A 24,733-nucleotide genomic window follows, 5' to 3' on the forward strand; every position below is an offset into this window, starting at 1 on the left:
ATGTCCGGACTGCTTGAGAACAAGATCGTGGTCATCAGTGGCGTCGGGCCTGCGCTCGGCACCACCCTGGCCCGGCGCTGCGCCGAAGCCGGCGCCGACCTGGTGCTGGCCGCCCGCACCGTCGAACGTCTCGACGAGGTGGCCAAGCAGGTGACCGACCTCGGCCGCCGCGCCGTGACCGTCGGCACCGACATCACCGACGAGGAGCAGGTGAACAACCTCGTTTCCGCGTCGCTGGAGGCGTACGGCAAGGTGGATGTGTTGATCAACAACGCATTTCGTGTGCCGTCGATGAAGCCGTTGGCCGACACCACGTTCGACCACATGCGCGACGCCATCGAGCTCACGGTGTTCGGTGCGTTGCGGCTGATCCAGGGCTTCACCCCGGCGCTCGCCGAGGCCAAGGGCTCCGTCGTCAACGTGAACTCCATGGTGGTACGCCACTCGCAGGCCAAGTACGGTGCCTACAAGATGGCCAAGTCGGCGTTGCTTGCCATGTCGCAATCGCTGGCCACGGAGCTGGGTGACCAAGGCATTCGGGTCAATTCAATCCTGCCCGGCTACATCTGGGGTGGCACGCTGGAGAGCTACTTCACGCATCAGGCGGGCAAGTACGGCACCACCGTCGACCAGATCTACCAGGCCACCGCCGCCGCGTCCGACCTCAAACGGCTGCCCACCGAGGACGAGGTGGCCTCGGCCATCCTGTTCATGGCGAGCGATCTGTCCAGCGGTATCACCGGTCAGGCGTTGGATGTGAACTGCGGGGAGTACAAAGCGTGACAGCGCGAACTGATGTGGGCACGGTCGAGGATCTGCACCGATCGGCGACCAAGGCGACCGGGCTGGAGGACTTCGGCACCGACGACGACAACTACCGCGAAGCGCTTGGCGTGCTGCTGGAGTCGTATCAACGCGACGCCGGTCTGACCGAACTGGGCAGCAAGATGTCGCGGTTCTTCCTGCGTAACGCGTTGGTGGCGCGGCTGTTGAGTGAGGCGTCGTGGAAGCAGTATCCGCAGCACGCCGATGTGGTGGTCGAGCGGCCGATCTTCGTGACCGGCCTGCCGCGGACCGGAACCACTGTGCTGCACCGGCTGTTGACTGCCGACCCGGCCCATCAGGGCTTGGAGATGTGGTTGGCCGAATTCCCGCAACCACGCCCGCCGCGCGAAACCTGGGCCGACAACCCCGTTTACCAGCAGCTCGACGCTCAGTTCTCCCGGCACCATGACGAGAACCCGGATTACACCGGCCTGCATTTCATGACCGCCGACGAGGTGGAGGAGTGCTGGCAGCTGTTGCGGCAGTCCCTGCACTCGGTGTCCTATGAGACGTTGGCCCACCTGCCGACGTATGCGCACTGGCTCGCAGGGCAGGACTGGACCCGGTCGTATCAGCGTCATCGCCGTAACCTGCAGTTGATCGGCCTCAACGATCCCGGAAAGCGTTGGGTGCTCAAGAATCCCAGCCACCTGTTCGCGCTCGAGGCGGTGTTCGCCACCTATCCCGACGCGTTGGTGATCCAGTGTCACCGGCCGGCCGATACCATTATGGCCTCGATGTGCTCACTGTCGCAGCACACCACCGAGGGATGGTCGGACACCTTCGTCGGCGCGCAGATAGGGGCCGATGCGTTGGACACCTGGTCGCGTGGCCTGGAACTGTTCAATGCCGAACGGGCCAAACATGATCCGGCGCAGTTCTGCGACGTCGACTACTTCGATTTCATCGCCGATCCGGTGGGCACCGTGGAGAACGTGTACCGCCATTTCGGGTTGCCCTACACCGATGCGGCCCGCGAAGCCGTCGAAGCGGTGAACGAGGCAAGCAAGAGGGGCCCGCGGGCGCCGAAACACAGCTATTCACTGGCCGATTACGGGTTGTCCGTCGAGGCGGTCAAGGAGCGTTTCAAGGGCCTCTAGTACCCCGGCGAGCAGACACTTCGGTACCTGAAACCCGGCGTTACAGGGTACACAACTGTCTGCTCGCGGGGGAGAATCAGCCGTCGCCAGGGGGTGGGGCAGAGGAGATCTCCTCCAGACACCCCTCTGCGACGGCGTGCTTGATGCTGTCGGCCAGTCGCGGGCAGGAGCGGGCCCGCGCCGGATCACCACCCTCGGCCCGGATGTCGGCGAAAAACGCGCAACGCTGCGTCGCCTCCGAACTCCATTGCACCGAGGTGTGTTCCGGGCCGAGCTTCTTGACCTGAACCGTCACGTGGCAGAACCGGCAATCCACCGCGGCCAGCCCCGAGGTCAGATAGCGTTCCCGGTCCTGTTCGGTCGCCGCTCGCACGGCAGCCGCTCGCTGCGGGTCAGCTGCGAAATTCGGTGCCTTGGACCAGTTCCCGGTGTTACGGCCATCGCCGGCAGGGTGATCGTCATCCTCGTGCACGCCGTGCAACAGCAGCATCGAGCGGGCCAGCCGGTCAACGTCTGGCGTCTGCGTCCGCTCGCTGCCGGAGGCCATCAGCTCGTCTGCTCCGCCGATTCCTTCTGCGCTGCTTGGAGTTTGAGATTCTGCTCAACCTCCACGTGCCACTTTTCATTGGCCGCGGTGGTGTCGACCTCCATCTCGAACCGGTCGGTCATGTCGGGCGTCACGTCGGCGACGTCGACATAGAACTGCTGATACCAGCGCCGCATCTGATAAACCGCGCCGTCCTCCTCGACCAGCAGCGGGTTGTCGATGCGGGTCTTGTGCTTCCAGATCTCGACATCCTGCAGGAACCCCTTGCTGACACCCTCGGTGAAAGCTTTGGACAGCTTGTCGGTGGTGGCATCGTCCATGCCCTTGGGCTTCTCGACGATGACACCCCACTGCAGCACAAACGAATCCTGGTCCACCGGGTAGTGGCAGTTGATCAGGATCGACTCGGCCTTGAAGCCGCCGTAGTTGTTGTGCAGCCAGTTGATCATGAACGACGGGCCGAAGTAGGAAGCCTCGGAATCCAGGTGGGCCTCGCCGTACGCGGTACCCATGTCGCCGATGTCGGGCCGGCCGACGTTGTGCAGGTACTGCGACGCGATGTGGCCTTCAAAGACATTCTTGAAGTACGTCGGCAGGCCGAAGTGGATGTAGAAGAAGTGCGCCATGTCGGTGACGTTGTCGATGATCTCGCGGCAGTTGCTGCCCTCGATGAGCATCGTGTTCCAGCGCCACTCGGTCCAGTCGTCGCTGGCGGCCTCGGGGATCTCGGGGATCTGGACCTCGGGCTGGGGTGGATTGCCCTCGTGGTCGTGCCAGACGAACAGCAGGCCGCCGCGCACATCGGTGTGCCAGGCGCGGGTGCGGGCAAGGCGGGGCGTCCGCTTGGCGTAGGGCACCAGCTTGCACTTGCCGTCGCCGCCCCAGCGCCAATCGTGGAACGGGCACGCCACCGTGTCGCCCTTGATGGTGCCCTGCGACAGGTCACCACCCATGTGGCGGCAGTAGCCATCGAGAATCTGCAGATCGCCCTGCGAATCGGCGAACACCACCAGCTTGGTTCCGAAGGCCTGCACCGAGTGCGGCTCGCCGTCCTGGTAATCCTTCACCGGGCCGAGGCAGTGCCACCCCCGTGCGTACCGATCGGGCAGCGCGCCGGTGTCGATCTCGCGAATAGCGACACCGGTTCCCCGGTCGCTACGCTCCTGCCCGCCGAAAGTCTCGGTAGCCATGGCTCCTCCAGTCCTTGCTCTCTAACTAGAACACGTTACAGTTTTTCCTCCCGATCTGGCAATAATTGGCACGTGACCTGGGGCATACCCCACCGACCAGGGTGTTACTCCCCAGCGCCCAGGCCCACGCGAAGCGCGATCTGCTGCATCCGGCCGATCGCATTCACAAATCGGTCGGTCGTCGGGTCCTCCGGCGCACTTTCGAATTGCAATCGCACGAAGGCCGGGCCGTGGGTGAACAACAGCAGCGTGGTGGCCTTGCTGCCGTCGGGGGATGTGCCGACGGTCATGCTGCCGTCGGTGCCGACCGCGACGGGCTGCGGCGTGCCGCCGGTGACCACCTTGCCGATCTCGGGCAGCGCCTGATTCAGGGTCGCGGTCGCTGCCGCGGCATCCGGGTACATCACGATGGTGTCGGAGATCGCCCTGGTGTCGTCGGCATTGACGAACAGTGCGCTGGCACCCGGCAGCCCGTTCGGGCCACCGGAGGTCGATCGCACCGCGAAGGTGTCCTCGTCGTCGCTCAGGTCAGCCGCCTGCAGCAGCAGCCGGCTGTAGTCGGCCGGCCCGGGCTCGGCGGCCTTGCTGCTGCTGGTGGTGGGGGAGGCTTGCGCGGACGACGTCGTGCTGCCCACCGGCCCGCTCGTGCCGGGGTCGGCAGTGTCGCAGCCGGTAGCCGTCAGGCAGGTCAGTGCCGTCAACGCGGCGGCAGCGAAGAACTTCACACGGATGTTGGAAAAATATTCAGACAATGGCACCGAAGTTCTGTTGTTTGGCGGATTCTCTATCCAACGTACCGGGGCCACCACCGGGTATATCTGAATGATGCCGATGTACTCGTTCGAGGGTCGTGCACCGCACATCGACCCGACCGCTTTCATAGCCCCGACTGCCACGCTGATCGGTGACGTCACGGTCGAGGCGGGTGCGTCGGTCTGGTTCAACACGGTGCTGCGTGGCGACTACGCGCCGATCGTCATCCGCGAGGGCGCCAATGTGCAGGACGGATCGGTGCTGCACGCGCCGCCGGGCGTGCCGGTGGACATCGGCCCTGGCGCGACGGTGGCGCACATGTGCGTCATACACGGGGCGCACGTGGGCGAGGAGACCTTGATCGCCAACCACTGCACCGTGCTCGACGGTGCGGTGATCGGACGGCGCAGCCTCATCGCGGCTCATTCGCTCGTGGTCGGCGGCACCCGCATCCCCGACGAAGTTCTTGTCACCGGCGCACCGGCCAAGGTCAAAGGTCCGATCGGCGGCACCGGAGCCGCGATGTGGGTCGAGACGAACCCCGCGGCCTATCGGGAGCTGGCGCAGCGTTATCTGTCGGGACTGGCCGAAGTGCCCTCGGAACCTCGCGACTGACTAGACCGGTGTGGTCCTCACCCGGTCGACCTCCCAGAACGCGCGCAGCGCGACCATCTGCCCGGCGTCATTGACGCGGTAGGTGAACACACCCTCGGTGACGATCTGGTGGCCGCCCATCGTGGTGGCGATGCTGCCGACGTTGGCCTCCTCGCTACCGCACTGGAAGGTGTCGACGAACCGGAACTCCAGGTTCTCGGTCGGGGCGATCGCCTTGTCCCAGAACGCCGCGATGGCTTCCTTGCCCCGGTGTCCGTTGCCTTCGGGGTCGAAGAACGACGGCCCGATCGGATCTTGCACGATCGCGTCGTCGGCGAACACCGCAAGCCAGGCGTCTTTGTCCCGTGCCGCGACCGCGGCGCGGGAGCGCTTGCCGGCCAGGTGCGCCGGATGGTTTGGGTCTGTGACGGTCATCTCAGTCCTGCCAACCGGAGTGGATGTAGGTGTCGGCGAACCGTTTGAGCGAGTCTTTCTTCGCCTCGATCGGCGCATCGAAGCCATGACCATCGAGCATCCATGGGATCACGATGTTGTCGGTGATCCCGGCCGCGGCGAGTTCCCGGTGGCCGTCGAGATCGAACTTGTCGATGCAGACCGCCTGATACTCGAACGGTTCGTCGGCGCGACCGTATTCGGCGCGCAACGTGTTGATGGTCGACACCGTCTCGGCCAACTGCGCGCAGGTCATCATCGCGCTGGTCCAGCCGTCGCTGGCCCGTGCTGCCCGCTTGAGCGCCACCGGGGTGTGTCCGCCGACGTAGAACGGCACCGGCCGGGACGGGGCCGGGCTCATCTGCAGGCGTTCGAAATCGTAGAACTCACCGTGGAACTCGACCATCCCGCCGCCGAGCACCAGCTTGAGCACCTCGATCATCTCGTCGACGCGGGCACCGCGCTTGGCGAACGGTTGCCCACACCACTCGAACTCCTCAGGCGCCCAACCGATACCTACTCCGAAGCCGAACCGGTTGTTGGTCAGATTCGCCACCGAGCCGACCTGTCGAGCCAGCAGCAGCGGGTTGCGGGATCCGAGCTTCATGACGTTGGTGTAGAACCGCAGCGTCGAGGTGACCGCACCCATCGAGGCTGCCGCGATCAGCGGGTCCACCCACGGGGTCTCGGCATTCCACATCCGCGAACCGTCCGGGGTGTAGGGGTAGTCCGCGGCCTGCTTCTCCATGTAGAAAAGTGAGTCCGGCAGCGCGATCGCATCGAAGCCGACTTCCTCGGCGGTGCGCGCCAACTCGGTCAGATGCTCGAGGGGCCCCATCGCCACGCTGAGGGTGTACTTCATGCGTGTCATGACTTGGCTGCCGGCTTGTCGCTGGAGACCACCCACATCGCGTAATACTGTGCGCCACCGCCGTAGGCATGACCCAATGCCTTGCGGGCGCCCTTGACCTGGTGATCACCGCCCTTGCCCATCACCTGGATGGCCGATTCGGCGAACCGGATCATGCCCGACGCGCCGATCGGGTTCGACGAGAGCACGCCGCCGGACGCGTTGAACGGGATCTTGCCGTCGATCGCGGTGGCGCCGGCCTCGGTGAGCTTCCACCCCTCGCCCTCGGCGGCAAAGCCCAGGTTTTCCAGCCACATCGGCTCGAACCAGGAGAACGGCACGTAGACCTCGGCGGCGTCGATCTCGTCGATCGGACTGGTGATTCCGGCATCGCGCCACAGCGCGGCCGCCGCATCCCGGCCGGCCTGCGGGTTGACCTGATCACGGCCCGAGTACGCCAGCGGTTCGGTACGCAGCGCGGTGGCGTGGATCCAGGCGACCGGATGGCCCTCGGCCACCCGAGCGTCCGCAGTCTCCTCATCGCCGATCACCATGGCCGCCGCACCGTCGGAAGACGGGCAGGTCTCGTCGAAACGGATCGGGTCCCACAGCATCTGGGAGGCCATCACCTTTTCCAGCGTGATGTCGGGCTGGTGCAGGTGCGCCAACGGATTCTTGGCGCCGTTGAGCCGGTCCTTCACCGCGACCATCGCTCCGATGTGATCGGGTGCACCGGACCGGCGGATGTAGGCGCGCACGTGTGGGGCGAAGTAGCCGCCCGCGCCCGCACCGACAGGTTTGGTGAACGGCACCGGAATGCTCAACGCCCACATGGCATTCGACTCGGACTGCTTCTCCCACGCCATGGTGAGCACGCGCCGGTACTTGCCCGACTTCACCAGGCTGGCCGCCACGATCGAGGTCGAGCCACCCACCGATCCCGCGGTGTGCACGCGGATCAGCGGCTTGCCCGTCGCGCCCGTGGCGTCGGCCATGAACAACTCGGGCATCATCACGCCCTCGAAGAAGTCCGGTGCCTTGCCGACCACCACGGCGTCGATGTCGTCCATCGTCAAACCGGAGTCAGCGAGGGCTTTGTCGATGGCCTCCCGCACCAGTCCGTTCATCGACACGTCGTGCCGCTTGGCGACGTACTTGGTCTGCCCGGTGCCGAGGACAGCAGCTTTGTTCGCCATCTAGTTCTTCCCCTCCAGGACGGCAACGAGATTCTGTTGCAGCGCAGGACCACTGGTGGCATGTGCCAGCACACGCCCCGCTGATCCGTTGAAGATGTGCTGCGCGGCGAATCCGATGCGCTCAAGTCCGGCCGAGAACATCGGGTTGGCGGCCAGGGCGCCGCCGGACGGGTTGATCTTCGTCGAGTCACCCAGCCCGATCGCTTCGCGCAGGATCAACTGTTGATGGCTGAACGGCGCGTGGAGTTCGGCCACCTCAATGGAGCCGGCATCACCGGCGGTGGCGGCCTGCGCGGAAGCCGCCGTCGAAGGGGATGTCGTCAGGTCCCGGGCGCCCAGGATCGGGGTTTCGATGCGGTGCTCGAAACCGGTGATCCACGCCGGGTTCTCGCGCAACTCGCGGGCCCGGTCGCCGGCCGCCAGCAGGATGGCCGCGGCGCCGTCGGTGATCGGTGCGATGTCGTGGCGGCGCAGCGGATCGGCGAAGTAGGGACGGGACAGCAGTTCCTCGATACTGTTGGCCGGTTTCTCACTGTCGGTGCGCTCGGCAACGGCGAACGAGTCGAGCGCCACCTGGGCCATCGTCTCAGCCGTCCACTTGCCCGAGTCGAGCCCGAAACGGGCCTGAAGCCCGGCCATCGACACCGAATCCGGCCACAACGGCGCCACGGTGTACGGATCGGTCTGCAGGGCCAGAATCCGGCGCAGAACCCCGGAGGAGGACTTGCCGAAGCCGTACACCAGCGCGGTGTCCACTTCGCCGGTCAGGATTTTGATGTACGCCTCATACAGTGCCCATGCGGCGTCCATCTCGACGTGCGATTCGTTGATCGGCGGTACCGCGCCGATCGAGTCGATCGCGGAGATGAACGAGAATGCCCGGCCGGCAAGGTAATCCGACGAACCGGAGCACCAGAAGCCGATGTCGGTCTGTTGCAGGCCGAGCTCGGCGTAGAGCTGGGCAAAACATGGCATCAGCATTTCGACGCCGTTGGTGGTGCCGTCGGTGGCGCGCACATGCGGGGCATGTGCGAAGCCGACCACCGCTATATCGCGATCAGTCATCGTGTCCCTCACAGGTGGTGCTTGTAGGTGTCGTACTCGGCGTCGGGCTCGCCCGTCGGCCGGAAGTGCGAAATGTTGTCGATGCCCAGGCCCCATTCCTCCCGGGGCCGCCACACCGCCTCGACCCGCATACCCATTCGCACCTCGGCCGCCTCGATGTCGGTGACCAGGTGCAGGAATGGGATATCGGCGCCGTCGAGCAGCACGTACGCCGCCACGTACGGCGGCTTGATGCGTTGCCCGGCGAACGGGATGTTGATGATCGCGAACGTCGTCACAGTGCCCTTGTCGGCCAGCTCGACGTATTCGGTGAGCTGCTGACCGGTGGCCGGGTCAGCCTCGCGCGCAGGGAAATACACCTTGCCCTCGGGCCCCGTCCTGGCGCCCAGCAGCTTGCCCTCCTGCAGTCCGCGCAGGAACACGCTCTCCGGATGTGATGCCGAGTGCTGGATCTCGATCGAGCTCGGAACCACCAGCATCGTCACCGGGTCCCGGTCGTCGGTCACGGCGGGGACGTCCTCCGGAGTGTCACCTGGCACGAAGTACGCGATATCGGTGATCGCGCCGACCGGCTCGTCGACCCAGTGCGCGTGGACCCGCGCCCCGGTGGCCAGTGTTGCGTCCCCGGCGTCGACAGCATGCAGGAGCGGAGTGTCCGCACCGTCGAGTTTGATCAGCGCCCACGCGAACGGCCGGTCCAGCGGCTGGCCTTCCAGCGGCTCGGGCTGCCATGTCCAGGACAGCACTGTGCCGACACTGGACACCGGTACCACCTCGGTCAGAGGTTCGTAGCTGACCGGGTCATACTCAGCGGGTGGCACGTGCACACGTCCGTCGGACCCGCGCACGCCGACGATTCGGCGTTCACGCAGCGCGGTGAAGAATTGACCGAGCAACGGGCCAACTGAACGGGTGTAGTCAAAAGACAGTTTCAGTGGCGCAGAAAGTGGCGGCTCGTGATTATCTGTCGAGGCCGGGCGGCTTTGGCTGGCTGTCACACATCGAGTAGAACAGGTTCTAAGAATCGTGGCAAGAACGGGTCGGAAGGCAACCTCATGAAGCTAGGGCTCCAACTGGGATATTGGGCCGCGCAACCGCCCACCAATCACGCCGAATTGGTGGCCGCAGCCGAAGACGCCGGATTCGACACCGTGTTCACCGCCGAGGCCTGGGGTTCGGACGCGTTCACACCGCTGGCCTGGTGGGGTTCGGCCACCAGCCGACTGCGGCTGGGCACCTCGGTGGTGCAACTGTCCGCCCGCACCCCGACCGCGTGCGCGATGGCGTCGCTGACCCTGGATCATCTCTCGGGCGGCCGGCACATCCTGGGCCTTGGGGTATCCGGACCGCAGGTGGTCGAGGGCTGGTACGGCCAGAAGTTCCCGAGACCGCTCGCACGCACCCGTGAATACGTCGACATCATCCGCCAGGTGTGGGCCCGGGAAGCCCCGGTGACCAGCGCAGGACCGCACTATCCGCTGCCGTTGTCGGGCGAGGGGACGACCGGGCTGGGCAAGCCGCTCAAGCCGATCACCCATCCGTTGCGCGCCGACATCCCGATCATGCTGGGTGCCGAGGGGCCCAAGAACGTCGCGATGGCCGCCGAAATCTGTGATGGCTGGTTGCCGATCTTCTACACCCCGCGCATGGCCGACACCTACAACTCCTGGCTCGACGAGGGCTTTGCCCGTCCGGGGGCTCGGCGCAGCCGCGAGGATTTCGAGATCTGTGCGACGGCCAACATCGTCATCACCGACGACCGGGCCGCGGCGTTCGCCGCGATGAAGCCGTACCTGGCGCTGTATATGGGCGGCATGGGCGCCGAGGACACCAACTTCCACGCCGAGGTCTATCGCCGGATGGGATACGGCGATGTGGTCGACGAGGTGACCGCGCTGTTCCGGTCGGGTCGCAAGGACGAAGCGGCCGAGGTCATACCCGACGAGGTGGTCGACGACGCCGCGATCGTCGGTGACGTCGACCATGTGCGCGAGCAGATCAAGGTCTGGGAAGCCTCCGGTGTCACCACCATGGTGGTCAGCGGCCGCAGCGCCGAGCAGATCCGGGAACTCGCCGCGCTGGTGTAGACACTTGTTGCAACTTGTCTAGAACGCGTTCTAGATTTGGGGTGTGACCGATACCACTGGGTCTTCTCAGCACATCATCGCCGGATCCGTCGTGACCATGCCGGTCCAGGTCCGCACCGCCCGGCAACACATGGCGATGTTCTCGGTCGATGCCGACGCCGCGCAACGCATGATCGACTACAGCGGTCTGCAGGTGTGCCGGTACCGGCCCGGCCGCGCGGTCGTGGTCCTGATGCTCATGCATTACCTCGACAGTGACCTCGGGCAGTATCTGGAGTACGGCACCAACGTCATGGTGAACCCGCCGGGTTCGAGTGCCTCCGGGGTGCGCGCCCTGCAGTCCGCAGGCGCGTTCATCCATCACCTGCCGGTCGATCAGGCATTCACGTTGGAAGCCGGCCGAACCATCTGGGGCTATCCGAAAGTGATGGCAGACTTCACTGTTCGGGACGCCCGTCAGTTCGGATTTGACGTCAGCATCGACGGACAGCTGGTCGTGGGCATGGAGTTCCGGACAGGTCTGCCGGTGCCACCGACGTTCACGTCCCGCCCGCAGGTGCACCCGACATATTCGCATCTGGACGGCGTGACCCGCGAAACCGCGGGGGAGATGCGCCTGTCCGGTGTGCGATACCGGCCCGGAGGGGTGCGGATGTGGCTCGGCGATCACCCGTACGCGAAAGACCTTGCCTCGCTCGGCCTGCCCAAGCGTGCGCTCGTATCGAGTTCCGTCGAGAACGTGCAGATGACGTTCGGTGAAGCCAAGGAGATCTCATGACGCAGGTACTTTCGGCCACCAAGCCAGACGTCGACCTGGCCAACGGCACGTTCTACGCCGACGGCGGTGCCCGTGAGGCCTACCGTTGGATGCGGGCCAATGAGCCGGTGTTCCGCGACCGCAACGGGCTGGCTGCGGCGACTACCTATGCGGCGCTTATCGACGCTGAGCGCAACCCGGAGTTGTTCTCCTCCACCGGCGGCATCCGACCCGATCAGCCCGGCATGCCCTACATGATCGACATGGACGATCCGGCACATTTGTTGCGGCGCAAGCTGGTCAACTCCGGATTCACCCGCAAGCGGGTGATGGACAAGGTGCCGTCGATCGAGAAGCTGTGCGACACGCTGATCGACGCCGTCTGTGAGCGCGGCGAATGCGACTTCGTCCGCGATATCGCCGCCCCGCTGCCGATGGCGGTGATCGGCGACATGCTCGGGGTGCTGCCCACGGAGCGCGAGATGCTGCTGAAGTGGTCCGATGACCTGGTGTGCGGGTTGTCCTCGCATGTCGACGAGACCGTGATCCAGAAGCTGATGGACACCTTCGCGGCCTACACCGCGTTCACCATGGAACAGATCGCAAAACGGCGCGCCGATCCAACCGATGATCTGTTCTCGATCCTGGTCAACGCCGAGGTCGAAGGTCAACGGATGACCGATGACGAGATCGTGTTCGAGACACTGCTGATCCTTATCGGCGGCGATGAGACCACCCGCCACACGCTCTCCGGCGGGACCGAGCAGCTGCTGCGCCATCGGGATCAGTGGGACCGCCTGGTGGCCAACGAGGAGCTCCTGCCCGGCGCGATCGAGGAGATGCTGCGCTGGACGTCGCCGGTGAAGAACATGTGCCGCACCCTGACCGCGGACACCACGTTCCACGGTGCCGAGCTCAAGGTCGGTGAGAAGATCATGCTGATGTTCGAGTCGGCGAACTTCGACGAGACGGTTTTCGACAACCCGGACGACTTCGATATCGACCGGAATCCCAACAGCCACCTGGCTTTCGGCTTCGGCAGTCACTTCTGTCTGGGCAACCAGCTGGCCCGCCTCGAGCTCAAGCTCATGACGTCCCGGCTGCTCAAGCGTCTGCCCGACCTGCGACTGGCCGACGGTGCCGAGGTGCCGTTGCGGCCCGCGAACTTCGTCAGCGGACCCGAGGCCATGCCCGTGGTGTTCACCCCGACAGCTCCCGTCGGAGCCTGACTCGTGGCACGCCAGCAGCCGAGATCCTCTTGATGATGTCGGCCTCGCCGTCTTCGACCGTCACTCTGATGTCTGTCCAGCCCAATCGCGTCACCGTTTCGGCCTTGCGGATGTCGCGATTGAACCTGCGGCGGTCGGTGCGATGCTGCTCGCCGTCGTAATCGGCGGCCACTCTGGCGTCCTCCCAACCCATATCGAAGACACCGACCAAGATGCCAAATTCGTCGTGCACCGGAATTTGAGTCTTGGGCCGTGGGAATCCAGCGCGGACCGCGAGCAGCCGCAACCAGGTTTCGCGAGGTGACTCGGCTCCGCCGTCGACGAGGTCAACTACGGCACGAGCATTCTTCAGCCCACGACGGCCGCGGTAGCGATCGATGAGCAACTCGACATCAGCGATCTTGAATTTCGTAGCGTTGGTCAGGGCGTCGATCGAGGCAACTGCCTTGTCGGTGGGATAACGGCAGGCCAGGTCGAGCGCGGTCCGGGCGGGAGTGGTCACCGGCATTCCGTTGATCGGTTCGACCTCGTCACCCTCGAAACGATCGCTCCACGTGCTGAGCCCTTTGGGGGCGTGCCGGTTGTCAGAGATCAGCTCAGCGGGACTGCCGGTGTCAATCCACTTCGCGCCGTGCAATGCCGATGCCGATCTGCCGGCGATCACGCCGCGACGGCCCGACCACAGCCAAGCCGCCTTAGCCTTGCGGGGCGCGGTGAGCGTGGCGTCTCGGGATATGTAGACGCCCGGATAGATTCCGACGAAGCGACTGCGAAGCTGATACGGCGTCAGCCGTCCGGATGCGACGGCTTCGCTACCGATGAAAGGTTCGCCCATGCGGGAAGTGTGTCAACGTTGACCGACATATCCGCGAGCGTGAAACGTCTGCGAGAAATCGGCCGAAAACTCGCAGAGGCTTCACGATCGGCATGGCTCGCAACCCTATGTCTTAGTTAAGTATTGGCTGTGCATGCGTTAGGGGACTTTCGTCGTACAGCCTAATTAGATAGTCTCGCTAAATTAGGTTCGACGCTGATCGCGATGACAGAAAGGTGAACGGTATGGCACGACATACGAACGGGCGCAAGGCGATCGGTGGGATGCTTCTCACCGGGGCGTTGCTGGCCGGTGGCGTCGGCCTGGCCGGGGCGGCCAATGCGGCCCCCGTGGCCGGTTCGGTGTCGGCGGGGCTGATGGGCCCGGCCCCACTCTTCCCGCCCCCTCCGCCGCCCCCTCCGCCGTTCTGGGGACCGCCGCCTCCGCCGCCACCGTTCTGGGGACCGCCACCACCTCCGCCTCCGCCCCCGTTCTGGCGGCCACCGCCACCGCCACCGTTCTGGGGACCGCCACCGCCGCCACCGCGGCCGTGGGGACCGCCGCATCCCCACTGGTGACCGGATAGCACTGAGGCCCTGCTCGCTTCGAGCAGGGCCTCAGTCGTGTCATCGGCTTACTTCATCTGGAAGTTGGGTGCCCGCTTCTCCTTGAATGCCAGCGGGCCCTCCTTGGCGTCCTGGGAGAGGAACACCGGGATGCCGTTGGCGGTGTCGGGTTTGAAGGCGTCCAACTCGTGCATGCCTTCGGTTTCGCGAATGGTCTTGAGGATCGCCTGCACCGCCAACGGGCCGTTGTTGTTGATCACCTCGGCGATCTCCAGCGCCTTGTCCAGCGCCGTACCGTCAGGCACCACGTGTCCGATCAGCCCGTAGTCCAGTGCCTGGGCTGCGGTGATGTGCCGTCCGGTGAGCAGCATGTCGCACGCGATTGTGTACGGAATCTGGCGCACCAGGCGAACCGCCGAGCCACCCATCGGGTACAGGCTCCACTTGGCCTCGGAAATACCGAACTTGGCGCTCTCACCGGCGACGCGGATATCGGTGCCCTGCAGGATCTCGGTGCCGCCGGCGATGGCCGGGCCCTCGACGGCCGCGATGAGTGGCTTGGTCAGCCTGCGGCCCTTGAGCAGGCCGTCGATGCGTGACGGGTCGTAGCTGCCGTCCTTGAATGAATCTCCCGGCGGCTTCTTGGTCGCGCCTTTGAGGTCCATGCCCGCGCAGAAGTACCCGCCGGCCCCGGTGAGGATGCAGGTGCGGATCTCTGGATCGTTGTCGACGCGGTCCCAGGCCTCGACCATGATCGAGAGCATCTCGGTGGAAAGCGCGTTTCGCGCCTCTGGCCGGTTCAGCGTCACGATCAAAGTGTGTCCGCGCTGGTCAATAAGGGCGTCGGGCCCTTTTTCCTGATCTTTTTCGTCGCTCACGGACCGTCGACCTCCCTGCTTGGTAACCCCGGACTTGTCACGAAATGTAACACGTTCTAGTTTAGGTTCTGTGGCTCTGAATATCGCAGACCTTGCCGAGCACGCGATCGACGCTGTGCCTGACCGTGTCGCCCTGATCGGCGGCGACGAACAGCTGACCTATGCGCAGCTCGAGGAGAAGGCCAACCGACTTGCGCACTACCTCATCGACCGGGGTGTCAAGAAGGACGACAAAGTCGGCCTGTACTGCCGCAACCGCATCGAGATCGTCATTGCGATGCTCGGGATCGTCAAGGCGGGCGCCATCCTGGTCAACGTCAACTTCCGCTATGTCGAGGGCGAACTGAAGTACCTCTTCGACAACTCCGACATGGTCGCGTTGGTGCATGAGCGCCGCTACGCCGATCGGGTGGCCAATGTGCTGCCGGAGACTCCGAAGATCACGACCATCCTGGCGGTCGAAGACGGTAGCGATGATGATTTCCAGCGGTACGGCGGCGTGGCCTTCGAGGAAGCGCTGGCGCAGGGTTCGCCCGAGCGCGACTTCGGCCCGCGCAGCGAGGACGACATCTACCTGCTGTACACCGGCGGCACCACCGGCTTCCCCAAAGGCGTGATGTGGCGCCACGAGGACATCTACCGGGTGCTGTTCGGCGGCACCGATTTCGCGACCGGCGAGCCAATCGCCGACGAGTACGACCTGTCCAAGCAGGCCGCCGCGAATCCGCCGATGATCCGGCTGCCGATCCCGCCGATGATCCACGGTGCCACCCAGTCGGCCACCTGGATGTCGCTGTTCTCCGGGCAGACCGTGGTGCTGGCGCCGGAGTTCAACGCCGACGAGGTCTGGCAGATGATCCACGACCACAAGGTGAACCTGCTGTTCTTCACCGGTGATGCGATGGCCCGTCCGCTGCTTGATTCGCTGTTGACGGCACAGGCGCAGGGCAAGGAGTACGACCTGTCGTCGTTGTTCCTGCTGGCCAGTACGGCCGCGCTGTTCTCCACGAGCCTCAAGGAGAAGTTCCTTGAGCTGCTGCCCAACCGGATCATCACCGATTCAATCGGTTCCTCGGAGACCGGGTTCGGCGGCACCAGCATCGTGGCCAAGGGACAGTCGCATACCGGTGGCCCGCGCGTGACCATCGACAAGAACACCGTGGTGCTCGACGACGACGGCAACGAGGTCAAGCCGGGCTCGGGTGTGCGCGGCATCATCGCCAAGCGTGGTCATATTCCGGTCGGCTACTTCAAGGACGAGAAGAAGACGGCGGAGACGTTCCAGACCATCAACGGTGTGCGCTACGCGATTCCGGGTGATTACGCCGAGGTCGAGGCCGACGGCAGTGTGACGATGCTGGGCCGCGGCTCGGTCTCGATCAACAGCGGCGGGGAGAAGATCTACCCCGAAGAGGTCGAGGCTGCGCTCAAGGGCCATCCCGACGTGTTCGACGCGCTGGTGGTCGGTGTTCCCGATGAGCGTTTCGGCCAGCACGTCGCGGCCGTGGTGCAGGCGCGTCCCGACGCCCGCCCCACCCTGGCGGAACTCGACGCGTTCGTCCGCACCGAGATTGCGGGATACAAAGTGCCCCGCAGCCTTTGGCTGGTCGACGAGGTCAAGCGGTCCCCGGCCGGCAAACCGGACTACCGTTGGGCCAAGGACACCACCGAGGAACGTCCCGCCGATGACGTGAACGCCAACCATGTGGGGGCCAAACAGTGAAAACCGAACTCTGCGAACGGTTCGGGATCGAGTACCCGATCTTCGTGTTCACCCCGTCGGAGAAGGTCGCGGCGGCGGTCAGCAAGGCCGGCGGCCTGGGTGTGCTGGGTTGCGTGCGGTTCAATGACGCCGACGATCTGGAGAACGTCCTGCAATGGATGGACGCCAACACCGACGGCAAACCTTACGGCGTCGACATCGTGATGCCTGCCAAGATTCCGACCGAGGGCACCGCGGTCGACATCAACAAGTTGATTCCGCAGAGTCACCGCGACTTCGTCGCGAAAACCCTCGCCGATCTTGGGGTTCCGCAGCTTCCCGAGGATGAAGAGCGTAACGAGGGTGTGCTGGGCTGGCTGCATTCGGTGGCGCGCAGCCACGTCGAGGTCGCGCTCAAACACCCCATCAAGCTGATCGCCAACGCGCTGGGCTCCCCGCCGAAGGACGTGATCGACCAGGCGCATGCGGCCGGTGTCCCGGTGGCAGCCCTGGCCGGCAGTGCCAAGCACGCGCTACGCCACGCCGAGAACGGTGTCGATATCGTGGTCGCCCAGGGGCACGAGGCCGGCGGTCACACCGGCGAGATCGGCTCCATGGTCCTGTGGCCGGAAATCGTTGACGCCCTTGAGGGCAAGGCCCCGGTGCTCGCTGCCGGCGGCATCGGTACCGGCAAGCAGGTCGCCGCGGCGCTCGCGCTCGGCGCGTCGGGTGTGTGGATGGGCTCGGCGTTCCTCACCGCTGCTGAGTACGACCTCGGTCACCGCCTGCCCGGTGGCACGTCGACGATCCAGGAGGCGCTGCTCAAAGCCACCACGGCCGACACCGTGCGCCGCAAGATTTACACGGGCAAGCCGGCCCGGCTGCTCAAGACCAAGTGGACCGACGCGTGGGATGCCCCGGACGCTCCGGAGCCGCTGCCGATGCCGTTGCAGAACATCCTGGTCAGCGAGGCTCACCAGCGGATGAACGAATCCGACAACCCCGATACGGTGTCGATGCCGGTCGGTCAGATTGTGGGCCGGATGAACGAGATTCGCCCGGTCGCAGACATCATCGGGGAACTGGTCAGCGGGTTCGAGGCCGCGACGACGCGGCTCGACACCGTCCGCGACGCCTGATTTCCTGCGCGCGGGAGAAGGTCACCGGCCCGGCAGCTTCTGCACCGCCTGGATCATCGGGGTCAGCGCCTTCTGCCAGAACGTCTGCGAAATCCCCAGCGGGGGATCCAGGTTCAGCACTCTCGCCGTCGAAACCGTCTGTGATTCGGTGTATTTGAGGATGCCGTCGGCCCCGTGGCGGCGGCCGATGCCCGACGCTTTCATGCCGCCCATCGGTGCGGCGGTGCTGCCGAACGCCAGGGCGTAGCCCTCGTCGACATTGACCGTCCCGGCCTGCAGCCGCGCCGCGATCGCCTCACCCTCGGACTTCGAGCCCGCCCACACGCTGGCATTGAGCCCGTACTCGGTGTCGTTGGCCTTCTCGATGGCCTCCTCGACGGAATCGACCGGATAGATCGACACCAGGGGGCCGAAGGTTTCGTTACGGCCGCACTCCATCTCATCGGTGACGTCGGTGAGCACCGTCGGCTCGAAGAACAGCGGGCCGATGTCGGGGCGGGCATTACCACCTGCGATCACCTTGGCGCCCTTGACCTTTGCATCGTCAACATGTCCGGAAACGGCTTTCACCTGGTCCTCCGAGATCAGGCTGCCCATGTCGGCGGTGAAGTCGTAGGCGGTCGACAGTTTCATCGCGCGGACCCGCTCGCCGAACTTGGCGGTGAATTCGTCGGCGATATCCCGTTCGACATAAATGCGCTCGATCGAGATGCACAACTGCCCGGCATTGGAGAAGCAGGCCCGTGTCGCGGCTTTGGCGGCGACGTCGAGATCTGCCCCCTTGGTGACGATCATGGGATTCTTGCCGCCCAGCTCGGCGGAGAACCCGATCAGGCGGCGGCCGCACTGCTCGGCGAGGCTGCGGCCGGTGGCGGTGGAACCGGTGAACATCAGGTAGTCGCAGTGCTGCACGATCGCGGTGCCGACCACCGAACCCGGCCCGGGCACCACGGCGAAAAGATCGCGGGGCAGCCCGGCCTGATACAGCAGCTCGGCATTGGCCAGTGTGCAGTAGGGCGTCTGGCTGTCAGGTTTGACCACCACCGCGTTGCCGGCGAGCAGTGCCGGGATGGAATCCGAGATCGACAGCGTCATCGGGTAATTCCACGGCGAGATGACGCCGACGACACCTTTGGGGTGGTGGTTGACCACGGTCTTGACGATGCCGGGCAGCAGGCCCTGCACGCGCTTCGATCCGAGCAGCTTGGCCGCCTCACGCGCGTAGTAGCGCGCATTGAGCATGATGTCGACGAGCTCCTCCTGGGCCGCCGAGCGGGCCTTGCCGGTTTCGGCCTGGGCCACGTCCATCAGGAAGTCGCGGTTGCCTGCCACCAGGTCGCGATACCGCTCGATGACTGCGCAGCGCTCCTTGACCGGGCGCTGGGCCCAGGCCACCTGCGCGGCGCGGGCCTTGGCGAATGCCGTCTCGACGTCGGCGGCGGTGCCGACCGGGATGGTGGTCAGCTCGCGACCGGTGAACACTTCCTCGATCGATTTCGATTGGCGCGCGTCGATGTCGACTATGGCGCTGAGCTTGCGGAGTCGTGCGAAGTCCGCGGCAGACGGAGCAGGCATCGGAACTCTCCCTACTGGCGAGTAACAATCGGTTGACCGTCAACCTACCCGGGTTGTCCGATTTGTTCACGACCCGCCTGCGCCCGGCCGCATAGCCTGCAGACATGGCATTACACCCGAGCTCGGCGGTCGTGGAGATCGTCGTCAACGACCTGCAGAAAACCGTGGATTTCTACCGGCTTCTTGGCCTGGAGGTGCCCGTGCCCGACGGTCCGCACCTGGAGGTGGCGCTGCCCGGCGGCAACAAGCTGGCCTTCGACACCGAGGACGTGATCGCAGGCATGCATCCGGGCTGGACGCCGCCCGCCACCGCGGGGCGGGTGGCGATCGCCTTCGGACTCGATGCCCCGGCCGACGTCGACGCGCTCTACGCCCGGCTCACCACCGCAGGGCACTCCGGCACGCTGGCACCGTTCGACGCGCCATGGGGGCAGCGTTACGCGACGGTCGAGGATCCCGACGGCACCGCCGTCGACCTGTTCGCGGCGCTGGCCACCTGACGCACCCGCACACCGGCCAGGCTTCGCACCTCGCGGTGCAGATGAGGCTGGTCGGCGTAACCCGTACGCGCGGCGACTACCGCGGGCTCCAGACCGGCTTCCAGTAGACGTACCGCGCGGCGGAACCGCAGAATGCGGCGCAGCGTCACGGGACCGTAACCGTAGACGGCCGTGCAGTGCCGTTGCAGCGTGCGGTTCGACCAGCCGGCAGCGCGGGACGTCTCGGTGACCGACGCTCCCGCCGCGAGCCGCCCGGTGACCCGGGCCAGTTCCCGTAGCGACCACGGTGCCGTCTGTGCCCTGGGCGCTTCGGCGGCCAGCGCAACCGCCAGCTGCACCAGCGAACGGTCGCGGTCCACCCTGCGCAGCTCAGCCAACGGGACGCGGGTATTGCGTACCTCGGCGGCCGGGACCCCCAACAGTCGCGGCAACACTCCGGGGCGGAACCGTAAGCCCTGCACCGTGTCCGGGCTGCCCGCGGTGACGAACGCCGTGGTGTCGGGACCGGCCACCAGGATGGTGTCATCCATCCGGATCAGGTCCATGCATCCGTCGGGCAGTACCCGGCCGGGTGCGGCCGGACCGCTGCTCACCCAACCGCATTCGACCAGTGCGTGCAGCTCGGGCGGTGCCGCCCACTCGCGGTAGGTCATGGCCACGACCGTACCCGCGCCGGATACGGTTGAATCGAGCCATGACCGGACGCCCACGCGATACGTCGATCGACGAGCGGGTGCTCGCGGCGACGCGTGAACTGCTGGTCGAGGTCGGCTGGGATGACCTCAGCGTCCGGCTGGTGGCCGTGCGGGCCGGGGTCGGAAGATCGAGCCTGAACCGGCGCTGGGCCTCGAAAGCCGAGTTGGTGTTGCATGCGATCCTCGGCGAGTCGCCGGACATGTCGCCGTTTTCCGGTACCGATCTGGCCGGGTGGATCGACTGGGTGGTGCGCGGCAGTCATCAGCTGTTCAGCAGGCCCGACTTGAAGGAGGCGGTGCCGGGACTGCTACTGGCACTGCGTGAGAACGATGCGCTGCGCAAGGCGTTGTGGGCCGGGTTCAGCGGTCCGGCGATCGAGCTGTTCGCCGAACAGGGCCATGGTGCCGAGTTGGATGCGCGTGCGGCGTTGGCCATGGCCGCGGGGGCGGCGTTGTTCATGACCACGGTGGCGGTCGACGACGATACGCCTGCGCTGCAGGACCGTGTGGTGCAGTTGCTGAGCGCCGCGCTGGGAGCGTCACCGTCCGAATGAGGCCAGGATCGCCGCCCGCGGTGAGCGCCAGCGGTCGATGCCGAGTTCGGTGAGCGTGCGTGCATCATCGGTGGGCGTGGCTGCGGTGAGCAGCATCGCGGCTTCGTAGCTGATCCCGTCGCCGAGCGGCAGCACCCCGCCGACCAAATCGGAACACCAGCCGATGGCGCGAAACACCGCGGGTGACAGGGGAATCCGTCGGATGCGTTGTCCGCATCCCGCTTCGAGGGTGTCGACCATCTCATCGAAGGCAACCATGGTGCCGCCGCACAGATAACGGCGCGGGCCCTGCCCGGGTGTCATGAGGCGTGCGTGGACCTCGGCGACGTCGCGCACATCGATCATCTGCATCCCGCCCCGCAGTCGTGGCGCCGCGCGACCTCGCACGATCGGTGCCCAGCCGCGCTCGGTGACCCCGGCGGCAGTCCGATGCGCGGGGCCGACCACGCTGGACGGGTAGGTGACCACCACCGGCGCGCCCTCGGCCTGTAGTCGGCGGGCCACCCGGTCGGCGTAGGCCTTGGTCTGGGCGTACGGGCTGCGGCCAGGCGCGGGGGGCGTGTCGGCCGTGATCACCCCGTCCGGCGGCGGAAACAGCGCGCTGTAACTGCTCACGGAGACAACGGGATCCAGGCCGGCGGTGACAGCGCTCAACAGCACCGATTCGGTGGCGTGTGCGTTGATCTGCCACATCAACTCGGTGCGTTTTCGGTCGGTTCCCACCACCCCGGCGGCGTGGATGAGGGCATCGGCGTCGGCCAGCAGTCGATCGACCGTGGCGGCCGTGCGGATGTCGCCGTCGATCACGGTCAACTCGCCGAGGGCGGCCAGGTGGGCGATCACCGGCTCGTCGGCGCAGCCGGGGGCGACGAGCAGCCGGACCTGGTGGCCGGATTCCAGCAGCCTCTTGACGGTGTGGGCACCGAGATAGCCGGTCCCGCCAGTGATTGCGATGCGCACGGATGCACCTTCCCGAAGAAGCCTGCTATATTTCGATGCCAATGGTATCGAAACCGTTCACGCCCATGACACTGGGCCCGCTGACGCTCAAGAACCGGTTCATCAAGGCCGCGACGTTCGAGGGCGTGATGCCCCGCGGCCAGGTCAGTGACGCGCTGATCGACTTCCACGCCGAGGTCGCCCGCGGCGGTGCGGCCATGACGACCGTGGCCTACTGCGCCATCTCGCCGGGCGGACGGGTGCACCGCGACACGATCGTGCTCGACACCGACCGCGCACAGGCCCTGCGCCGCCTCACCGACGTCGTGCACAGCGAGGGCGCGTTGGCGTGCGCCCAGATCGGCCACGCGGGCCTGGTGGCCAACACGGTGTCCAACCGCACGCCCTCGCTGGCGCCGAGCACCCGGATCAGCGCGCCCGCGATGGGTCTGGTGAAGGGGGCCACCGCGGCCCAACTCGACACCGTCATCGACCAGTTCGGCGCCGCGGCCCGCAATGCGGTCGACGCCGGGTTCGACGCCGTCGAGATCCACATGGGGCACGGCTATCTGCTGAGCTCGTTCTTCAGCCCCAACCTCAACAAGCGCACCGACTGCTTCGGCGGCACCACCGCGCGCCGTGCCGAGCTTGCCCGCCGGGTGGCCGAACGCGTGCGGGCCGAGGTCGGCCGGGGCGTCGCGGTCACCGCCAAGTTCAACATGGACGACGGTGTGCGCCGCGGCTTCTGGCTCACCGACAGCCTGCCGACCGCCCGGCTGTTGCAGGCTGACGGACACCTCGATGCCCTGCAGCTCACGGGTGGCAGTTCGCTGCTCAACCCGATGTACTACTTCCGAGGACCGGTTCCGATGGACGAGTTCATCGCCTCTCAGCCTGCCGTCGTCGGCTTGGGCCTGCGGGTCATGGGCCGACGCCTGTTCCGGGAGTATCCCTTCGAAGAGGCGTTCTTCCTGCCGCTGGCCCGGCAGTTCCGCGAGGCGCTGAGCATGCCGCTGATCCTGCTGGGCGGTGTGAACGAGCTGGCGACGGTGTCCGAGGCGCTCGCCGAGGGATTCGAATTCGTCGCCATGGCCCGCGCGCTACTGCGAGACCCTGAGCTGGTCAACAGGTTTCAGGACACCACGGCCACGGCCGGGCTGTGTGTGCACTGCATGAAATGTATGCCAACGGTGTACACCGGCACGCGCTGTGTGGTGCGCGGCTAGCGCGCGATCGGCCACACCGGATCGGCGCAGTCGGTGCCTTCGGCGCTGAGCCTGCGCTTGATCACCTTGAACGTCTCGGTGCGCGGCAAGGACGTGCCGACCCGCACGTAGGACGGCCACTGCTTCGGCCCGAGGTCGGACTGCTCGCCCAGAAACTTCGTGAAGCGGTCCTCGTCGAACACCGTCCCCGGTCTCAATACCAGCGCGGCCATCACCTGATCGCCAACCGCCGGATCGGGAATGGGATAGACAGCGACCTCGACGATGTCGGGATACTGCAGCAGGATTCGCTCGATCGGTGCGGTGCCCAGGTTCTCGCCGTCCACCCGCATCCAGTCGCCGAGGCGCCCGGCGAAGTATGCGTAACCGTTTTCGTCCCGGTAGGCCAGGTCGCCGGTGTGGTAGACACCGCCGGCCATCCGCTGCGCTTCGGCATCGGGATCGTGGTAGTAACCGCGGAACCAGCCCGGCCCGGTCGGGTTGACCAGTTCGCCGACGACGCCGGGCGGGCAGGGTTGGCCGGTATCGACATCGAGGATCGCGACCTCGGCGGTGAGCGGCCCCAACGAACCCACCGGGGTGTCGGGCGTGCGGGCGATGGCCACACCGCCTTCGGTGGAGCCGAACCCGTCGACCACCGTCACCCCGAAACGTTCGGCGAAGCGGTCCAGGTCGCGTGATGCGCCCTCGTTGCCGTAGATGACCCTCAGCGGGTTGTCCGCATCGTCGGGCCGCGGGTCGGTGGCCAGGATGTAGGACAGCGGCTTGCCGACGTAATTGGCGTAGGTGGCGCCGTAGCGCCGCACATCGTCCAGGAAGCCCGATGCAGAGAACTTGCGCCGCAACGCGATCGACGCTCCCGCGGCCACAGCGACGGCCCAGCCGGCCATGATCGCGTTGGAGTGGAACAGCGGCATCGCCAGATAGGCGGTGTCCGACGGGCCGAGCCCGAACCGCTGTGCCAGCATCTGGCCGGGAAAGGCCACCTTGTCGTGGGTGACCCGTACGGCCTTGGGGTCACCACTGGTGCCCGAGGTGAAGATCAGCATGAACAAGTCCTCGGGCCGCGGATCCCCGAAGGCCACCGGGGTACCGCGATATGACGCGAGTTCGTCGATCCAGTCCGATGATTCGACGTGGATGTACGGCACCCCGGGCGGGACGATATCGACGTCATCGGCGAGCACCAGTTGGCAGTCGGCCCGCGCGATATCGCCGGCGAGCGCGGACCCGCGCCGGGTCGGGTTGAGGCCGACCGGGACCACGCCGGTCAGGCCCGCGGCCACCAGCAGACTGGAGAAGAACGGCGTGTTACCGAGCAGCACGCCCACATGTGGCGGCCTGGTCGGGTCCAGGCGCGCCCGCAGTGCGGCACCCAACGCGGCACCGTCGGCAAGATGATCGGCCCAGCTGACGAACTGATCGCCGAAGTGGACGCCCCGGTCAGCGACGTCAGTCAGCGGAACCAGAAGTTCGGTGACGGTAGGTCCGGCCACGGA

Annotated in this window: 26 protein-coding genes; 12 read left to right on the forward strand and 14 right to left on the reverse strand. The window is 66.0% G+C overall.

Annotated features, from left to right (window positions below; genetic code table 11):
* Together M1247_RS30655 and M1247_RS30660 are read left to right on the forward strand one after the other, a co-directional pair.
* Window positions 1-783 carry an SDR family oxidoreductase gene (locus M1247_RS30655; RefSeq protein ID WP_317160192.1) on the forward strand — a complete coding sequence of 261 codons (783 nt, stop codon included), beginning with the start codon at window positions 1-3 and terminating at the stop codon, window positions 781-783.
* Window positions 780-1,925 (forward strand): sulfotransferase family protein, encoded by a 1,146-nt coding sequence (locus tag M1247_RS30660; protein WP_317160193.1) that lies wholly within the window; start codon window positions 780-782, stop codon window positions 1,923-1,925. The genes M1247_RS30655 and M1247_RS30660 overlap by 4 nt, the downstream gene beginning before the upstream one ends.
* Window positions 1,926-2,001: 76 nt before the next feature.
* On the opposite strand, the gene M1247_RS30665 is transcribed toward M1247_RS30660, so the two are convergent.
* The 3 genes from M1247_RS30665 to M1247_RS30675 form a co-directional block, all read right to left on the reverse strand.
* On the reverse strand, window positions 2,002-2,472 hold the full coding sequence (locus M1247_RS30665; protein WP_317160194.1) for a hypothetical protein: 471 nt from the start codon (window positions 2,470-2,472) through the stop codon (window positions 2,002-2,004).
* Complete coding sequence (locus M1247_RS30670; protein ID WP_317160195.1) at window positions 2,472-3,662, reverse strand: 3-ketosteroid-9-alpha-monooxygenase, oxygenase component; 1,191 nt, start codon at window positions 3,660-3,662, stop codon at window positions 2,472-2,474. Before M1247_RS30670 ends, M1247_RS30665 begins: the two co-directional genes overlap by 1 nt.
* Before the next feature lie 104 nt (window positions 3,663-3,766).
* Entirely contained in the window at window positions 3,767-4,414 is a 648-nt protein-coding gene (locus M1247_RS30675) for a hypothetical protein (protein WP_410506971.1), read from the reverse strand.
* Window positions 4,415-4,487: 73 nt separating this feature from the next.
* Here M1247_RS30675 and M1247_RS30680 point away from each other — a divergent pair, with 73 nt between their 5' ends.
* A complete protein-coding gene (locus tag M1247_RS30680) occupies window positions 4,488-5,030 on the forward strand; it encodes a gamma carbonic anhydrase family protein (protein ID WP_317160329.1) in 543 nt (180 codons plus the stop codon).
* Here the strand turns inward: M1247_RS30680 and M1247_RS30685 are convergent, their stop codons facing one another.
* Genes M1247_RS30685 through M1247_RS30705 form a run of 5 tightly spaced genes read right to left on the reverse strand, consistent with a single transcriptional unit; the run spans window position 5,031 to window position 9,571 of the window.
* Window positions 5,031-5,444, reverse strand: a complete 414-nt coding sequence (locus tag M1247_RS30685; RefSeq protein ID WP_317160197.1) for a nuclear transport factor 2 family protein — start codon at window positions 5,442-5,444, stop codon at window positions 5,031-5,033. It lies immediately after the preceding gene.
* A gap of 1 nt (window position 5,445) precedes the next feature.
* Window positions 5,446-6,324: a TIGR03619 family F420-dependent LLM class oxidoreductase gene (locus M1247_RS30690; protein WP_317160330.1), complete on the reverse strand. Its 879-nt coding sequence runs from the start codon at window positions 6,322-6,324 to the stop codon at window positions 5,446-5,448.
* A gap of 5 nt (window positions 6,325-6,329) precedes the next feature.
* Window positions 6,330-7,508 (reverse strand): thiolase family protein, encoded by a 1,179-nt coding sequence (locus M1247_RS30695; protein ID WP_317160198.1) that lies wholly within the window; start codon window positions 7,506-7,508, stop codon window positions 6,330-6,332.
* Window positions 7,509-8,573, reverse strand: a complete 1,065-nt coding sequence (locus tag M1247_RS30700) for a thiolase family protein (protein ID WP_317160199.1) — start codon at window positions 8,571-8,573, stop codon at window positions 7,509-7,511. It abuts the gene before it with no gap.
* Between the two features lie 8 nt (window positions 8,574-8,581).
* Window positions 8,582-9,571: a Zn-ribbon domain-containing OB-fold protein gene (locus M1247_RS30705; protein ID WP_317160200.1), complete on the reverse strand. Its 990-nt coding sequence runs from the start codon at window positions 9,569-9,571 to the stop codon at window positions 8,582-8,584.
* A 57-nt stretch (window positions 9,572-9,628) separates the two neighbouring features.
* Between M1247_RS30705 and M1247_RS30710 the strand changes: the two genes are divergently transcribed.
* The 3 genes from M1247_RS30710 (at window position 9,629) to M1247_RS30720 (ending at window position 12,646) form a co-directional block, all read left to right on the forward strand.
* Complete coding sequence (locus M1247_RS30710; RefSeq protein WP_317160201.1) at window positions 9,629-10,660, forward strand: LLM class F420-dependent oxidoreductase; 1,032 nt, start codon at window positions 9,629-9,631, stop codon at window positions 10,658-10,660.
* Between the two features lie 97 nt (window positions 10,661-10,757).
* Entirely contained in the window at window positions 10,758-11,438 is a 681-nt protein-coding gene (locus tag M1247_RS30715) for an acetoacetate decarboxylase family protein (protein WP_317160331.1), read from the forward strand.
* Window positions 11,435-12,646, forward strand: coding sequence for a cytochrome P450 (locus tag M1247_RS30720; protein WP_317160202.1), 1,212 nt, complete (start codon window positions 11,435-11,437; stop codon window positions 12,644-12,646). The genes M1247_RS30715 and M1247_RS30720 overlap by 4 nt, the downstream gene beginning before the upstream one ends.
* Here M1247_RS30720 and M1247_RS30725 read toward each other — a convergent pair.
* A complete protein-coding gene (locus M1247_RS30725) occupies window positions 12,618-13,481 on the reverse strand; it encodes a type IV toxin-antitoxin system AbiEi family antitoxin (RefSeq protein ID WP_317160203.1) in 864 nt (287 codons plus the stop codon). The genes M1247_RS30720 and M1247_RS30725 overlap by 29 nt on opposite strands.
* Window positions 13,482-13,705: 224 nt before the next feature.
* On the opposite strand from M1247_RS30725, the gene M1247_RS30730 reads away from it, so the two are divergent.
* Entirely contained in the window at window positions 13,706-14,038 is a 333-nt protein-coding gene (locus M1247_RS30730; RefSeq protein ID WP_317160204.1) for a hypothetical protein, read from the forward strand.
* Window positions 14,039-14,094: 56 nt separating this feature from the next.
* On the opposite strand, the gene M1247_RS30735 is transcribed toward M1247_RS30730, so the two are convergent.
* Window positions 14,095-14,904: a crotonase/enoyl-CoA hydratase family protein gene (locus M1247_RS30735; protein ID WP_317160205.1), complete on the reverse strand. Its 810-nt coding sequence runs from the start codon at window positions 14,902-14,904 to the stop codon at window positions 14,095-14,097.
* Between the two features lie 70 nt (window positions 14,905-14,974).
* Between M1247_RS30735 and M1247_RS30740 the strand changes: the two genes are divergently transcribed.
* Window positions 14,975-16,627 (forward strand): medium/long-chain-fatty-acid--CoA/3-oxocholest-4-en-26-oate--CoA ligase, encoded by a 1,653-nt coding sequence (locus M1247_RS30740; protein WP_458695269.1) that lies wholly within the window; start codon window positions 14,975-14,977, stop codon window positions 16,625-16,627.
* Window positions 16,624-17,745 carry an NAD(P)H-dependent flavin oxidoreductase gene (locus tag M1247_RS30745; protein WP_317160206.1) on the forward strand — a complete coding sequence of 374 codons (1,122 nt, stop codon included), beginning with the start codon at window positions 16,624-16,626 and terminating at the stop codon, window positions 17,743-17,745. The genes M1247_RS30740 and M1247_RS30745 overlap by 4 nt, the downstream gene beginning before the upstream one ends.
* Window positions 17,746-17,766: 21 nt before the next feature.
* Here M1247_RS30745 and M1247_RS30750 read toward each other — a convergent pair whose 3' ends face one another.
* Window positions 17,767-19,320 carry a succinic semialdehyde dehydrogenase gene (locus M1247_RS30750; protein ID WP_317160207.1) on the reverse strand — a complete coding sequence of 518 codons (1,554 nt, stop codon included), beginning with the start codon at window positions 19,318-19,320 and terminating at the stop codon, window positions 17,767-17,769.
* A 104-nt stretch (window positions 19,321-19,424) separates the two neighbouring features.
* On the opposite strand from M1247_RS30750, the gene M1247_RS30755 reads away from it, so the two are divergent.
* A complete protein-coding gene (locus tag M1247_RS30755; protein ID WP_317160208.1) occupies window positions 19,425-19,820 on the forward strand; it encodes a VOC family protein in 396 nt (131 codons plus the stop codon).
* Here the strand turns inward: M1247_RS30755 and M1247_RS30760 are convergent.
* Window positions 19,757-20,473, reverse strand: coding sequence for a DUF6597 domain-containing transcriptional factor (locus M1247_RS30760; protein WP_317160209.1), 717 nt, complete (start codon window positions 20,471-20,473; stop codon window positions 19,757-19,759). The genes M1247_RS30755 and M1247_RS30760 overlap by 64 nt on opposite strands.
* 41 nt (window positions 20,474-20,514) lie before the next feature.
* Here M1247_RS30760 and M1247_RS30765 point away from each other — a divergent pair, with 41 nt between their 5' ends.
* Window positions 20,515-21,069, forward strand: a complete 555-nt coding sequence (locus tag M1247_RS30765; RefSeq protein ID WP_317160210.1) for a helix-turn-helix domain-containing protein — start codon at window positions 20,515-20,517, stop codon at window positions 21,067-21,069.
* On the opposite strand, the gene M1247_RS30770 is transcribed toward M1247_RS30765, so the two are convergent.
* Window positions 21,055-22,029, reverse strand: coding sequence for an NAD-dependent epimerase/dehydratase family protein (locus M1247_RS30770; RefSeq protein WP_317160211.1), 975 nt, complete (start codon window positions 22,027-22,029; stop codon window positions 21,055-21,057). The two genes, M1247_RS30765 and M1247_RS30770, sit on opposite strands and share 15 nt — an antisense overlap.
* A gap of 41 nt (window positions 22,030-22,070) precedes the next feature.
* Here M1247_RS30770 and M1247_RS30775 point away from each other — a divergent pair, with 41 nt between their 5' ends.
* Complete coding sequence (locus M1247_RS30775; RefSeq protein WP_317160333.1) at window positions 22,071-23,234, forward strand: NADH:flavin oxidoreductase; 1,164 nt, start codon at window positions 22,071-22,073, stop codon at window positions 23,232-23,234.
* Here M1247_RS30775 and fadD17 read toward each other — a convergent pair.
* Window positions 23,231-24,730 (reverse strand): long-chain-fatty-acid--CoA ligase FadD17, encoded by a 1,500-nt coding sequence (gene fadD17 / locus M1247_RS30780; RefSeq protein WP_317160212.1) that lies wholly within the window; start codon window positions 24,728-24,730, stop codon window positions 23,231-23,233. The two genes, M1247_RS30775 and fadD17, sit on opposite strands and share 4 nt — an antisense overlap.
* Between the last annotated feature and the right edge of the window lie 3 nt (window positions 24,731-24,733).

The organism is Mycobacterium appelbergii, assembly GCF_032883035.1.
Taxonomy (GTDB): Bacteria; Actinomycetota; Actinomycetes; order Mycobacteriales; family Mycobacteriaceae; genus Mycobacterium; species Mycobacterium appelbergii.